This is a genomic window from Pseudomonas sp. 5Vm1k, assembly GCF_056161485.1.
Genome location: NZ_JBSPCZ010000002.1, coordinates 1 through 12716 on the forward strand (window position 1 = coordinate 1; position 12716 = coordinate 12716).

15 protein-coding genes are annotated in these 12716 nt (G+C 57.0%); 3 read left to right on the forward strand and 12 right to left on the reverse strand.

Annotated elements, in window-relative coordinates; all coding sequences use genetic code 11:
• The 10 genes from ACWIKB_RS03835 to ACWIKB_RS03880 form a co-directional block, all read right to left on the reverse strand.
• The coding region (locus ACWIKB_RS03835) for an IS110 family transposase (RefSeq protein ID WP_475265397.1) at positions 1 to 313 on the reverse strand (313 nt) is incomplete at its 3' end.
• 323 nt (positions 314 to 636) lie between these two features.
• Positions 637 to 1917 (reverse strand): coiled-coil domain-containing protein, encoded by a 1281-nt coding sequence (locus ACWIKB_RS03840; protein ID WP_475265398.1) that lies wholly within the window; start codon positions 1915 to 1917, stop codon positions 637 to 639.
• Positions 1918 to 1963: 46 nt separating this feature from the next.
• Entirely contained in the window at positions 1964 to 2743 is a 780-nt protein-coding gene (locus tag ACWIKB_RS03845; RefSeq protein WP_475265399.1) for a hypothetical protein, read from the reverse strand.
• Between the two features lie 33 nt (positions 2744 to 2776).
• On the reverse strand, positions 2777 to 3457 hold the full coding sequence (locus tag ACWIKB_RS03850) for a C39 family peptidase (protein WP_475265400.1): 681 nt from the start codon (positions 3455 to 3457) through the stop codon (positions 2777 to 2779).
• Between the two features lie 62 nt (positions 3458 to 3519).
• Positions 3520 to 4806: a heme utilization protein gene (locus tag ACWIKB_RS03855; RefSeq protein ID WP_475265401.1), complete on the reverse strand. Its 1287-nt coding sequence runs from the start codon at positions 4804 to 4806 to the stop codon at positions 3520 to 3522.
• A 52-nt stretch (positions 4807 to 4858) separates the two neighbouring features.
• On the reverse strand, positions 4859 to 5431 hold the full coding sequence (locus ACWIKB_RS03860; protein WP_475265402.1) for an adhesin: 573 nt from the start codon (positions 5429 to 5431) through the stop codon (positions 4859 to 4861).
• A 1-nt stretch (position 5432) separates the two neighbouring features.
• Positions 5433 to 5870 carry a hypothetical protein gene (locus ACWIKB_RS03865; RefSeq protein ID WP_475265403.1) on the reverse strand — a complete coding sequence of 146 codons (438 nt, stop codon included), beginning with the start codon at positions 5868 to 5870 and terminating at the stop codon, positions 5433 to 5435.
• Between the two features lie 331 nt (positions 5871 to 6201).
• Positions 6202 to 6726, reverse strand: coding sequence for an AAA family ATPase (locus tag ACWIKB_RS03870; RefSeq protein WP_475265853.1), 525 nt, complete (start codon positions 6724 to 6726; stop codon positions 6202 to 6204).
• Positions 6723 to 7286 (reverse strand): nicotinamide riboside transporter PnuC, encoded by a 564-nt coding sequence (pnuC, locus tag ACWIKB_RS03875; protein WP_475265404.1) that lies wholly within the window; start codon positions 7284 to 7286, stop codon positions 6723 to 6725. Before pnuC ends, ACWIKB_RS03870 begins: the two co-directional genes overlap by 4 nt.
• Positions 7287 to 7416: 130 nt before the next feature.
• The gene (locus tag ACWIKB_RS03880) at positions 7417 to 9051 is read right to left on the reverse strand and encodes a methyl-accepting chemotaxis protein (protein ID WP_475265405.1); all 1635 of its coding nucleotides are present in this window, start codon (positions 9049 to 9051) and stop codon (positions 7417 to 7419) included.
• 291 nt (positions 9052 to 9342) lie between these two features.
• Between ACWIKB_RS03880 and ACWIKB_RS03885 the strand changes: the two genes are divergently transcribed.
• Positions 9343 to 10173 carry an undecaprenyl-diphosphate phosphatase gene (locus tag ACWIKB_RS03885; RefSeq protein ID WP_475265406.1) on the forward strand — a complete coding sequence of 277 codons (831 nt, stop codon included), beginning with the start codon at positions 9343 to 9345 and terminating at the stop codon, positions 10171 to 10173.
• Complete coding sequence (locus ACWIKB_RS03890; protein ID WP_475265407.1) at positions 10170 to 10598, forward strand: DUF1294 domain-containing protein; 429 nt, start codon at positions 10170 to 10172, stop codon at positions 10596 to 10598. The genes ACWIKB_RS03885 and ACWIKB_RS03890 overlap by 4 nt, the downstream gene beginning before the upstream one ends.
• On the opposite strand, the gene ACWIKB_RS03895 is transcribed toward ACWIKB_RS03890, so the two are convergent.
• Entirely contained in the window at positions 10595 to 10954 is a 360-nt protein-coding gene (locus tag ACWIKB_RS03895) for an MmcQ/YjbR family DNA-binding protein (RefSeq protein WP_475265408.1), read from the reverse strand. The two genes, ACWIKB_RS03890 and ACWIKB_RS03895, sit on opposite strands and share 4 nt — an antisense overlap.
• A complete protein-coding gene (locus ACWIKB_RS03900) occupies positions 10951 to 11859 on the reverse strand; it encodes a LysR substrate-binding domain-containing protein (protein ID WP_475265409.1) in 909 nt (302 codons plus the stop codon). Before ACWIKB_RS03900 ends, ACWIKB_RS03895 begins: the two co-directional genes overlap by 4 nt.
• A gap of 129 nt (positions 11860 to 11988) precedes the next feature.
• Here ACWIKB_RS03900 and ACWIKB_RS03905 point away from each other — a divergent pair, with 129 nt between their 5' ends.
• The gene (locus tag ACWIKB_RS03905) at positions 11989 to 12600 is read left to right on the forward strand and encodes an FMN-dependent NADH-azoreductase (RefSeq protein WP_475265410.1); all 612 of its coding nucleotides are present in this window, start codon (positions 11989 to 11991) and stop codon (positions 12598 to 12600) included.
• The last annotated feature ends 116 nt before the right edge of the window (positions 12601 to 12716 follow it).

The window sequence follows — 12716 nt, forward strand, 5'->3', positions numbered from 1 at the left end:
TGGCGTCGTTTTTGTCAGTTTTGACCCGACGTAACTCGCTGCCGGCATAGGCGTGGGTGGTGGCCGGATTCACCACGCAAACCCTATAGCCCTTGTTGTAGACGAACTCGGCGAGTTCCAGGTGATAGACGCTGGTGGCTTCCATCACGATCAGAGCCGAAGGTTCGACCTGCTTCTGCAACCAAGCTTCGAACTCTTTAAAACCCTTGGAATTGTTAGCCAGTTTGGCCTTGGTTTTATGCTTGCCATTTGGCAGGTGTGTAGCGATATCAAAGGTGTTTTTTGCAACATCGACGCCGACGAAACTGGACATAACGCTCTCCCAATCAGATCAATTGCGATCATCACTGCACTCTGTCCTACCTTGCGAATGCGGGCTCTAGCCAGGGGCAGGCCCAAGATACCGTTCGAACTATACGAGTGAGTGTGGAGGGTTGGAGCACGATCTACGTCACAGGCAAAAAGCCTAAGGAGCTGCACGGCTTCCAGATCCCTCCCTCGATGATCAGTCGAGAACTATCGCTCCTGATGGAGCGATAGTCGAGATACAAGGAGCTGCCGAAGGCTGCGATCTTTTGATCCACAAAAAAAAGCCCCGCTGCGATTGAAGTCGCAGCGGGGCTTTGCCGTTGTGGATCAGAAGTAGTAAGGGAATTTCAGGCTGAAGGAAAAGTCTGGCGAGTCCTCGGTCAGGCCAATGGCCAGGTTGGGCACGATTGTCAGGTTATCCGAAGCTGCCAGAGTCATGCCGATGTTGAAGTTGGCAGCGTTGTAATCGCTGTTGGAAATCGACTGCCAATCGCCACCGTCCGGTTTGATCTTGCTCTTGCGGGCGAACTGATCGGTGAACGAGAACGACATACTCATCTTCTCGTTCAAGGCGAACGCGATGCCGGCGCCGACCTGCCAGGAATCACCCAGCTTCACATCGCCCTTGACCTTGGAACCGACCTGAGGGCTGATGTCGCTGAAAGAGTCTTGTATGTTGTAGGTGTAGGCCAGGGTGCCGAACAGCACGGCAGGGTCGAAGGTCTTGACCAGCGAGATACCCGGGGTGATCGCCCAGACACCATTGCCGGTAGGCAGGTCCTCGGGGACCGAGAGGTTGTCGTTGGTCGGGTCACTGACCAGCTTGATGCCGTAAGGGTCCTTCCCGGTCGGAGCCTTGACGCGCAGTGTAGCGACCGCGTCGGGCCAATTGGCCGACTCATCCAGAAACTTGTACGCCACGCCAACGTTCACGTCGCCGATGGTCGGGTCCCGGGTAACGGTTGCGTCCGACGTCACCGGTCCTGCGCCACCAGCGCCACCGGAGGAGTACGTTGATTCGCGATAAACAATCGGGACGTTTATGTCGAACTGCCAGCGTTGCGCCACGTTGTAGCGAGCGGTCAGGTCCAGGGTCCAGTTGTCGGCCTTGATGCGGTCGAGGTTGATGTTGCCGAGAAAAATCGAGTCCAGTGCCAGGAAGCCGTTGAGCGTTAATGCCCGGGTATCGTAGTGGGTGTAGGTCACGCCGGTTTCGAGGCTGAACTTGCCGCCACCAAAGAAGCCGCTGGCTTCGTCATACAGGTTGGAAACGCTTTGCGCGGGCTCCGAATCATCCTTGAGCGATTGGCCGTATGAACTGCCACTGGCTCCGGGAGCACCGGCGGCCACCGTCTGACCACCCTTGACCTTCTCGGCGGGGGATTTGGTCAGGCGTTTGGGCGCCGGTGTTGCAGGTGTTTCTTCGACTTGGCGAACACGCTGCTCAAGTACCATCAGCGCGTTTTGTTGTGCTTCGTAACGCTGTTTCAACTCCGTGAGTTCTTGTTTTAGTGCTTCGACCTGAGGATCCGGTGCTGCGTATAGCAGTGTGGCCGGGGTCAGGCTACTCAAACAGACGATAGCTCTGAACGTTAACGATCGGTGCATGGGTTAGCCGTCCCTTCTGATTTAATCTGATGAGACAGAGCGTAGATCAGAATCCGATAGTGCGAAGACCTTTGAGCTGATCCAGATTGCCGCTCACCGATCCGGCTGTCGGCACGTTGTCACGCAGCACGACATTTAAGGATGTGAGGTTGCGGACCTGGTTGCTACTGCCAAGCAAAGTCGTGTTCTGCATCAGTCCACCCTGGGCCAGGCGTTGCATGGTACTGCCCTGGTTGTTGTTAGCCACGATGTTGAGTTGCACGCCAGTACCGGTCGAGGAAACGCTGAGCGAGCCCGCACCATTGTTGCCGACCACCGTCGAGCCTGCGGCCAATGCCTGGCCCTGCGGTTGCGTAGCGGGGGTCTGGTCGACCTGGCTGGCTTTTGCGACGTTGATATCAACGTTGTTGTAGGCAGTGTTGTTGTCGCCGGCAGCCCGCACGACTTGAGTGACACCTTCGGTGCTGTTGAGGCCGTTACCGCCAGTGACGGTGCCTGTACCTGTACCTGTACCTGCGCCGGAGCCGGAGCCTTGCGAACTCGTTTGGCCAGCAGGTTTTTCGTCGATCATCGACACATAGAACTGGGGCTTGATGGTCGATTGTTGAATTTGCATCGCGGACGTCGCCCCGATCAATTGACCTTCGGCATTCTGCCAAGTGCTGGTCATGACAATGCCGAAACTGACGATCCGTCCCGGCATGACAAATCGGCCTCGCAGGTTCGCCAGTTCCTGATCCTTCAGTTCAATGGGTTTGAACATCTGTGCCTGGGTTGGAAGGCTGGCGGCCAGGCAAACCAGGGCCAGCCAGGTTGAAGTTTTCATTGGATGCTCCCGGAGCTTCGTGCTCCCTTGTTATTAGAAGAAGTCGCTTTGGATGAATCCGAAATCCATCAACTCCGCGTCTTGCACCGGGCTGAACATGTTGATGCGGTTTTTTGCAGTCAGAGGCATGGGTGGCTCGAGCAACGCATTGTTTTTGTCGTAGCCTTGGCCGATGACGGCAAAGATGATGCCGTTCCAGCCTTTGACAAAGTCGTCGACGCTGAAACGTTTATGACCGAGTACCGGATCTCCGATATAGACCCAGCCTTTATGGACTCTTTGCAAGACCACAAAATGCTTGTAGCCACGGATATCCATGAGTACCACGACCGGAATTTTGATTTCGCTCAAGGTTTCCGTTGCTACCCGGTAGCCACGGGCCCGCATGCCGATGCTTTCTACGTAATGCTTCATGTCGAGCATGGAGAAACCCTGGACCCGGACAAGATTTTGATCCGAGTGGGCCAGCATGCCTTCAATGATCTGATTTTCACTCACGTCCAGCCAATAGGCCTGGCGCAATACGGTCGCCAGGGCAGCTGCGCCGCAACTGAAGTCGGTTTTTTGTTGCACCAGGTCGGCAAATTTACGCTCGCGTACGCTCTGGATCGGCTTGTACACAACCGCGCCACCCGGCAGGAAGGCAAGCGGCATTTGTGCAGCCTCGATCACACTGGCCACGCAAAGCAAAATTGCCAAGGCGATAATGCGCATGGTGGGACGCCTTCTGGTTGTTGTTGAAAAAGGCCCCCGTGAGGGGGCCCCAAAGACAGCCATTAGAACGAGTTGTTGGAAATGGCCAGCGAGTTGCTTTGTTGGTTGCCCACACCAGCAGCCACGTTGACGCCGAGGTTGCCGCTGCCACCATTTACCGAACCGCTCAGGGTTGCAGTATTGGTCACAGGGTTAGCCCAGCCAGTTGGAGTCAGCACTTGATAGGAATACGTGTTGCTCAGATCAAATGAACTGCTCTCAGCGTAGGCTTTCGCCTTGTCATACGAAGACTCGTGGGATTTGCTGCCCGATTTTTCGAACGAAGAATCGAACGATTTATCGAACGACGAGCTGCCCGATTTTTGGTGCGATTTATCGACCGATACGTCGAGCGTTGCATCAAGCGATGCGTTCAGAGAAGCGTCGGCTGACGAACTGCTGCTGCCCGAATTGTGATGGCCATAGTCCCAGGAAGCGTTTTTCGAAGCTTCGACAGAAGCATCCAGCGTAGCGTTCAACGAAGCATTCAAAGAAGAGCTAGAAGAACTGCTCTTCTCGAAGCTTTTTGAACCACTGGCATCGAAGCTTTTCGAACCGCTCACGTCAAAGCTCGAAGAGGAGCTTTTACTGCCGGACGCTGCACTCGCCTTAGCGTAGTCGGCACTGCCGCTCGCCGAGGTGGTAAATGTCAGCGTATCCACACGGTAGGTCCGATCGGCACTGTTATTCACGGTCAGGCCAGGACCACTTTGATTAGCAGAGGCGGTGGCTGTTGCGTTACCCAGTGGAGCATTGGTGTTAGCAATGGCCATGGTGTTTTTCTGTTGGTTAAGGTCGCCGCCAGCAACGTTGACACCCATGTTGCCGCTGCCGCCGTTAGCCGATCCGCTCATCGAGGCAGAAGCAGTGCTGCCATAGTTGTCGACACGGTTATTACTGCTGGTTTGTGTGACGGAAGCGGTGGCGCTGGCAGTGCCGAATACGAAGGCATTGTCTGGGGCCGCAGCAGCAGCGTTGGCAATGGCAGCCGCGTTGTCTTGTTGGTTGCCGTCGCCTGCTGCCACGTTGACGCCGACGTTACCGCTGGTGCCTGTGGCAGAGTTATTCATCTCTGCAGAGTTTTCCGTGCCAGCATTGCTGATGCGGTTGTTGGTGCTGGTTTGGGTGTCCCATGCATTCGCCGTGGCGTAGGTAGGGATCCTGGTTGGAGGAGGGGTGTGTTGACCGTTGTTGTTATGGCCATTGTGGTGGCCATTATGGTGGTCGTCACTTTGTCCAGCTTGTACAGCAACAGCCATGACCGCAGCAATTGCGAAAACCAGAGGCTTGATTGCCATCGAAGGTTTCATGGTGATTCTCCGTACTTATTTTAGGTTAAGTGTTGTTTTTACCTGTTTTGGGTCAATCCGCGACCCGTACGCTCACGGTGTTGGCCGTTCGGTTTCCCACCCCGGCGCTCTGATTCAACTGAATTACCCCGCGGCTACCGGTGAAGGCCTGATCGCTTGTGGCGACCTGGCGATAGCCTGGTGCAGAGTCAGTTGGATCGGAGTTGTTGATCAGCGCCACGTTCTGTTGAAGAAGGACGCTGTCGTCGATACTTTGCGGCTGTGTACTGATGCTTATCCGCAGGGCATTGGCCTGCTGGTTGTTGGCGCCCGAGCTCTGGTTGACGCCCAGCACGCCGTTGCCGTGGCTGAAGGAGTCACCTTGAATGCTGGAGCTGGCGTCGATGCGGGGGTCTGCATGTGAACGCAGCCGTTGGCGAATCTGTGTGGATGCATTGGCGTTGTGGCCAATGGCGATGGCCCGGGCGTTGGCCTGTTGCTGCTGGTCGCCCGCAGCCTGGTTGACCCCGAGATTGCCTTGATACTGCATACCCGAATTGTCGATGTCGGCGTTATTAATGACGGGAGATTGAGCGAAGGACGATGCACTGCAAAACATGGCGATAATCAGCAACGAACGATTCATGCTAACGGTCTCCCGTTATGATTTTCAGAGCACCCAGGCCTTGCTGGACGTTCGAATTGACCATGTTGGCAATGCCGTTGCCCGAGTTTCCCGAACGCCCACCGGGGAGGTTGGAAAGTTGGCTCTGGTTGCTGATATTGCCGCCCATGTTGTTGGTGTTTTGAGTCACCAGGCGACTGATGCCAGCACCACTGGCAACGCCCGCAAAGTCGCCGTCGCTCAACTCGTTCGTTTGGTTGAGGATATGTTGGGACGGGTTGGCATTGACGGTCGTCGGGTGCGGGTCGGGGATCAGCGGAGGAATCGTTGCGTTGCGCGTTTGGACATCACGTTTGATCGTGATAATGCCGTTGTCAGCCTGGACTGGCAGGCAGACACTTGAGCCCAGTGCGCATCCGACCAGCAGGAGGCTATAGATGCTCTTATCGAATTTCCCCACGGCGGCAATTCCTTCTGTGATTAAACGCTGGCCCTTATCAGCGTTGCGAGGAAGAGAGCAGAAGGTGTGCCGCTTTTGGTTTCTCTTTTAAAAACAGTGGGTTGTCTTTAATTCTCTAGATAGTCAAAAAATATTTGTAACGCCGCTGAGACACAGCCAGGCAAATACGCCCTCCATGCTGGCGGCAATGCTCGCTAGAGCGCAGAAAGGCTGGGTGTATCACTGGCTTAACATTTTCTTTTTGAAGTGCTCGAATCGCTTTAGCTTGCGGGTTCGCTCAGGAGGGGGTGTTTCAGGAATGGACACTTGCGGCAGGGCGGGGAGTCCCGTGTCAGGCCTTGAGTAATCGCGTCACAGCCTCAAATGCCGCGTCCTTGCGCTCTTTCCAGTCACCTTGCAGTACCTGATAGGGCTGATGGTGCAGCTCAAGCCATTCGCGGCTGGCCTGGAAAAACTCTTGGCGTTCTGCCAGTTGCGGTTGGCAACGCTGCCCGTCGTCATGCCAGGCTACGGTGTCAGGGCTCAGCAGCAAATGCAGGTCGTAGTGCCGTGCCAGCAACGCTTGCTCGATCCACGTCGGGCAAGCGCCAAACAACGTGCGACTCCAAAGGATATTGCTCAAGAGGTGAGTATCGAGAATCAACAGTGACGGTTGTTTGGCTCGTGCTTCATCTTCCCAGGCCAACTGGCCGAGAGCGATGGAAGGAATGTCATCGTATCGGGTGTCGCGGGCTTCGCTGTCGATGAAATGCCGAACGTACTCACCAACCAACAGGCCGCCAAAACTGGCCTGAATCTCACTCGAAAGCCAGCTTTTGCCGCTGGATTCCGGGCCTGTCAGCACCAGCACTTTCATGCGTGCAACGCCGGATCGGCGCGCCATTCACGCCAGCCTTGCACCGCGATCAGGGTGAACAAGCCGTAGAGGGTTGCGGTCAGGTACAGACCTTTGTAGATGAACAGGCTGACAAAGATCACATCCAGGACGATCCACAGTGGCCAGCATTGCACGCGTTTTTGCGCCATCCATAACTGCGCCACCAGGCTGAAACCGGTCAGCGCGGCATCGAGCCAGGGTTGGGCAGCATCGGTCCAGTGGGCCATGGCCGCGCCCAGCAACAGACTGCCGATGGCACCCGCGGCGAGCCCGAGCAGGATTGAGCGCGCATTCAGTTCACTCACTTGCCGGCCATCATGGGCATCGCCGGCGCGAGTCCATTGCCACCAGCCATAGAGTTGCAACGCGGCGTAGATCACTTGCAGCAGCATGTCCGAATACAGCTTCACCTCGAAGAAGATCCAGCTGTAAAGCAGCACCATCACCAGCCCGATCGGCCAGCACCAGGGATTCTGTTTGACCGTCAGCCAGACGGCGATCACGCCGAGGGCGGCAGCAAACAGTTCAAGCCCGGACATGGCGGTTCCTAGGGGAAGTCGAAGAGGGGGGCGATTGTAGCGGGTAGATCAAAAGATCGCAGCCTTCGGCAACTCCTACAGGTGTACACATAACCCTGTAGTAGCTGCTGAAGGCTGCGATCTTTTCGCTTTACACCCGAAATTGCTTGAGCAACCCGTTCAACTGCTCACTCAATTCCTTGAGGTGAACACTGGCCAGGCTCGATTGCTCTGCCGCAAGCGCCGTGCTGTGGGACAAACCGGCCGCCTGGGTGACGTTCTGGTTAATGTCTTCCACCACATGCGCCTGTTGCAGGGTGGCACTGGCAATCGAGGCATTCAGCCCGTTGAGGTTGCGCAAGGCCTGGCCGATGGCGCTCAGGCTCGCACCGGCCAGGCCGGCCTGTTCAATGGTCAGTTGCGACGCGCGGCTGCTGTCGCCGATCACCTTGACCGCCGCTTCGGAATGGTTTTGCAGGCGTTCGATCATTGCCTGGATTTCCGCTGTGGACTTCTGGGTGCGCTGCGCGAGCAAACGTACCTCATCGGCCACCACCGCAAAGCCGCGACCTTGTTCGCCGGCCCGGGCGGCTTCAATGGCGGCGTTGAGCGCCAGCAGGTTGGTTTGCTCGGCAATCGAGCGGATCACTTCCAGCACGCTGCCGATCTGGGTGCTTTCGGCGGCCAGGGTGCGAATCACTTCGACCGCTTGATCGATGGTCCCGGAGAGTTTATCGATCTGCTGCAAGCTGCCATCAATGTTGACCTGGCCTTGCTGGGCCTGGGACTCGGCGTCACGCATTTCGCTGGCCGCGTGCTCGGCGTTCTTGGCCACATCCTGCACGCCGTAGGTCACTTCGTTGATCGCGGTCGCCACCAGTTCCATTTGCTGGGACTGCTGTTGACTGCGTTGCTGAGCCTGCACGGCGTCGTTGCCCAGGTCGCTGGACGACTGGCCCAAAGCGCTGGCGGAGACCTGCAACTGACTGATAACCAGACGCAACTTGGCGGTGAAGGCGTTGAAGTGTCGCGCCAGTTGCGTGACTTCGTCCTGGCCATGGGTATCAAGGCTGCGGGTCAGGTCGCTTTCGCCGCTGGCAATGTTGGCCATGGCGTTCACGGTTTCCTGCAGCGGACGCACGATGCTGCGGGCAATCATGATCACCAGCAGCGCCATGATCAGCGCAATCACCACGCCGATAAACGAGGCTTTCCAGACTTGGCCGTAGAACTCGGCTTGCATGTCATCGATGTACACGCCCGAACCGATCACCCAGCCCCAAGGCTCGAACAACTTGACGTAGGAGGTTTTTTCCACCGGCGCACTGGCGCCCGGTTTCGGCCAACGGTAATCAACCATGCCGGCACCCTTGGCCTTGGCGATGATCACCATTTCGTTGAACAGCGCAAAACCGTCCGGGTCGCGGATGCCCGACAGGTTCTGGCCTTCGAGTTTCGGGTTGGCCGGGTGCATGATCATCACCGGCGTCAGGTCGTTGATCCAGAAGTAGTCGTTCTGGTCATAGCGCAGGCCGCGAACCACCGTCAGGGCTTGTTTTTGCGCGGCCTCACGGGTCAGAGTGCCGGCCGTTTCCAAGTCATGGTAGTAGTTGAGAATGCCACTGGCGGTCTGCACCACATGCTGGGTTTTCTGGGCCTTGGCGTGATACAGATCGTCGTGAATCTGTTTGAGCATCAACATGCCCAACGTCAATAACATCACGATGGCCACGATCAAGATGAGCCACAAGCGTCGGCTGATCGACACACTGCGCAAGCTGTTCATAACGCTGTCACTCCAGATTCTTTTTCTTGTAAAAAATGATCGCCAGCATCCAACCACACTTTGCCGATCGGGCATATCAGACCGAAGTCCAATGACATGGCGGCGTAAACGGAGCTTGTCTGATAGGATTTCGGCCTCGCGCGGAAAAACCTGAATCCAAGTTGATTTTTCACGAGATTTTTACGGTTTCGTAGGGATCCTGTGCGCGCGGAACTTCAGCTACGCTGAGCGCAGTGAACGTATTAAAAATACTAACGGGGCATGCCTTGACGCATAGCCTTTGGGGGATTGATGGATCTTTGGACGGCCTTTCAGGCATTGATTCTTGGAGTTGTAGAAGGGCTGACGGAGTTTTTGCCCATTTCCAGTACCGGGCACCAGATAATTGTCGCGGACTTGCTCAACTTCGGTGGTGAACGGGCGATCGCGTTCAATATCATCATCCAGTTGGGCGCGATCCTTGCGGTGGTCTGGGAGTTTCGTCGCAAAATCCTCGACGTGGTCACCGGCTTGCCGACCCAGCCGAGTGCGCGTCGCTTTACCGCCAACTTGCTGATTGCCTTCATGCCGGCCGTGGTCTTGGGGGTGATTTTTTCCGATTTGATTCACCAGTACCTGTTCAACCCGATTACGGTGGCAGCTGCGTTGGTCGTGGGCGGGATCATCATGCTGTGGGCCGAGAAACGTCAGCATGAAGTGCATGCCGAAACGGTCGACCAGATCACTTGGCAGGACGCGTTGAAAGTCGGTTTTGCCCAGTGCCTGGCGATGATTCCGGGAACATCGCGTTCCGGCTCGACGATCATTGGCGGCCTGCTGTTCGGGCTGTCGCGTAAAACCGCTACCGAGTTCTCGTTTTTCCTGGCCATGCCGACCATGGTCGCGGCGGCGGTGTATTCGGGGTTCAAGTACCGTCATTTGTTCGTGCCGGCAGACTTCCCGGTGTTTGCCGTCGGCTTCATCACGGCCTTCATCTTCGCGATGATCGCGGTCAAGGCACTGCTCAAGTTCATTGCCAGCCACAGCTATGCGGCGTTTGCCTGGTATCGCATTGCGTTCGGTCTGGTGATCCTGGCGACCTGGCAGTTCGGTTGGGTTGATTGGGCCGCTGCCAAGCCATGAGTGATTCCGGCGCGCGGTACAACCCCGGACGCAAGTCCGGGGGCGAACTCCAGCATCCACGCTTGAAACTGCTGGCGTTCGCTGTCCTCTGCGCGCTGCCGCTGTATGGCTCGCTGGTGTTGTGGCTGCGCAGGGTGTCAGTGATTCCGCTGGCCGCTTACGGAGTGGTCAGCGTGATCGCGTTTTTCCTTTACTGGAGCGACAAACGCAAGGCCCGAGCCGATACCTGGCGCACCCCGGAAAACGTTTTGCACGCCGTGGAACTGGCCGGTGGCTGGCCGGGCGCGTTGTTGGCCCAGCAAGTGTTTCGGCACAAGACCCGCAAAGTCTCGTTTCAACTGGTGTTCTGGCTCATCGTGCTGCTGCATCAGGTGTTCTGGATCGACCAGTTGTTCCTTGGCGCGCACCTATTCGCGCTGTTCTAGAGCAACAGTCCGACCTGGGTGCGCTTGGGCAATTTGCTCACCACCAGTTGGTGGGAACGTTGCAGCAAGGCTTGCAGTTCTTCGGCGCCCAGCGGGTAGGGCGTCTGCATGATGATCCATTGCGCCCGGGCCAGGTATGGCGCCGGGTGAATGCCCGGTCGGTCGCAATGACCGAGAAACAGATCCTTGTCGACCTTGAACGCCAGGGAATCGCCCCGCAGGTTCTGCAGCGCAAACATCTTGTTTCCGGCAATCGAAAACACCCGCACGCCACCCCATTTGTAATCCTCCCGCGCACCGGGCAGCGTCAGGCAAAACTGTGCGACATCCGCTTCGCTCATGCGTCCAGCCTTCATATCAATCGGTCCCCACAGGCATTGAATGATTCGATCAAATGGTCGAGCCAGGCGCGTACGGCCGGCATCACCCCGCGCCGATGAGGGTAGACCGCTTGCAGCCAGCCGCCAGGCAATGACCAGTCAGGCAATAACTGGATCAGTGAGCCGTCGGCGATTTCCTCTTCGCAGTACATCATCGGCAGAACCGTAAAGCCCTGGCCGGCGAGGGCGCAGGTCCGGCGCACAATAAAGTCGTCGATACCCAATCGTGCCTCCAGGGCCAGGTCACAGCTTTTGCCCTGTTGATCGAGCATGCGGATATGCACCATGCGGTCGGGCTCCAGGGCGCCGAGTACCGGCAGGCCCTTGAGGTCTTCCGGGTGATTGATCTCCCGGCCATTCAGGAAAGCGGGACTGGCGACCATCAGCGTCTGCGCCTGACGCAGGCGTCGGGTAACCAATAGCGGATCTTCATCCCCCGACTCGCGGACACGCAGGGCGACATCGACGCCTTCGGTGACCAGGTCTACCCGTCGGTTGAGCAGCATGACTTCCAGCTGGACTTGTGGGTACTTCTCCAGGAAATCACTGATCACCGTTGGCAATATTTGATTGGCCAAGCCCACCGGGCATGACACCCGCAACCGTCCTCGAGGTTCGCTGGACATGCTGGCCACTGCTTCGTCGGCCATCTCCGCTTCCAGCAGCATCGCCTGGCAGTGCCGCAGATAACGTTCGCCCACGGCCGTCAGCTTGAGTTGCCGGGTGGTACGTTGCAGCAGGCGCGCGCCCAAACGTTCTTCCAGCTCGGCGATGCGCCGCGAAAGCCGCGACTTGGGAATCCCCAGCAAACGCCCGGCTGCGGCGAAACCACCTGCTTCGACCACCTTGGCGAAATAGTAGAGGTCATTCAGGTCTTGCATGGTGTGCACTCGATTGTTCTATCAGTGGGACGAACTATCGCATTGTTGCGGTCTAATCAGCTATTGGTTTCATCTGTAGGATTCTCTCCATCAGATCGCCCGGTGGCGATCCTCACCTGGAGATCCTTTATGAAACTGTTGCATATCGATTCGAGCATTTTGGGTGACAACTCGGCTTCCCGTCAGCTGAGCGGCGAAGTGGTCAAGGCCTGGCAGGCTGCAGACGCTTCGGCAGTTGTGACTTACCGTGACCTGGCCGCCGACGCCATCAGCCATTTCTCCGCCACGACCCTGGTCGCTGCCGGCACCACCGCTGAACTGCGCAACGCCGCGCAACAACACGAAGCCGAGCTGAGCGCTTCGACCCTGGCCGAATTCATCGCCGCTGATGCTGTAGTCATTGCAGCCCCGATGTACAACTTCACCATCCCGACCCAACTCAAGGCCTGGATCGACCGCATCGCCGTTGCCGGCCAGACCTTCCGCTACACCGAAGCCGGCCCTGAAGGCCTGTGCGGTGGCAAAAAAGTCGTGATCGTTTCGACTTCTGGTGGTCTGCACGTGGGTCAGGCGACTGGCGTCGCTCACGAAGACTATCTGAAGGTGCTGTTCGGTTTCCTGGGCGTTACTGATATTGAGTTCGTCCGTGCTCACGGCCTGGCCTACGGTGACGAAGTACGCACCAAAGCCATGAGCGATGCTCACACGCAGATCAGCGAGCAATTGTTCGCTGCGGCATAAGGCCTGTGTAAGGCTTGCGTAAAAAATACTAAACAGCTCAGGCAATACCCAAAAAACTCTGTATTCTGATCATCGTAATGATCAGTTACAGAGTTTTTTTGTTTTTGACGGTTTTT

Excerpts from the sequence above, each read along its gene's own strand:
- ACWIKB_RS03890 (WP_475265407.1), top strand. The coding sequence starts at position 10,170 with ATGAGTGATTCCGGCGCGCGGTACAACCCCGGACGCAAGTCCGGGGGC.
- ACWIKB_RS03895 (WP_475265408.1), bottom strand. The coding sequence starts at position 10,954 with ATGAAGGCTGGACGCATGAGCGAAGCGGATGTCGCACAGTTTTGCCTG.
- ACWIKB_RS03905 (WP_475265410.1), top strand. The coding sequence starts at position 11,989 with ATGAAACTGTTGCATATCGATTCGAGCATTTTGGGTGACAACTCGGCT.
- ACWIKB_RS03870 (WP_475265853.1), bottom strand. The coding sequence starts at position 6,726 with ATGAAAGTGCTGGTGCTGACAGGCCCGGAATCCAGCGGCAAAAGCTGG.
- ACWIKB_RS03845 (WP_475265399.1), bottom strand. The coding sequence starts at position 2,743 with ATGAAAACTTCAACCTGGCTGGCCCTGGTTTGCCTGGCCGCCAGCCTT.
- ACWIKB_RS03880 (WP_475265405.1), bottom strand. The coding sequence starts at position 9,051 with ATGAACAGCTTGCGCAGTGTGTCGATCAGCCGACGCTTGTGGCTCATC.
- ACWIKB_RS03850 (WP_475265400.1), bottom strand. The coding sequence starts at position 3,457 with ATGCGCATTATCGCCTTGGCAATTTTGCTTTGCGTGGCCAGTGTGATC.
- ACWIKB_RS03900 (WP_475265409.1), bottom strand. The coding sequence starts at position 11,859 with ATGCAAGACCTGAATGACCTCTACTATTTCGCCAAGGTGGTCGAAGCA.
- pnuC (WP_475265404.1), bottom strand. The coding sequence starts at position 7,286 with ATGTCCGGGCTTGAACTGTTTGCTGCCGCCCTCGGCGTGATCGCCGTC.
- ACWIKB_RS03855 (WP_475265401.1), bottom strand. The coding sequence starts at position 4,806 with ATGAAACCTTCGATGGCAATCAAGCCTCTGGTTTTCGCAATTGCTGCG.
- ACWIKB_RS03885 (WP_475265406.1), top strand. The coding sequence starts at position 9,343 with ATGGATCTTTGGACGGCCTTTCAGGCATTGATTCTTGGAGTTGTAGAA.
- ACWIKB_RS03860 (WP_475265402.1), bottom strand. The coding sequence starts at position 5,431 with ATGAATCGTTCGTTGCTGATTATCGCCATGTTTTGCAGTGCATCGTCC.
- ACWIKB_RS03840 (WP_475265398.1), bottom strand. The coding sequence starts at position 1,917 with ATGCACCGATCGTTAACGTTCAGAGCTATCGTCTGTTTGAGTAGCCTG.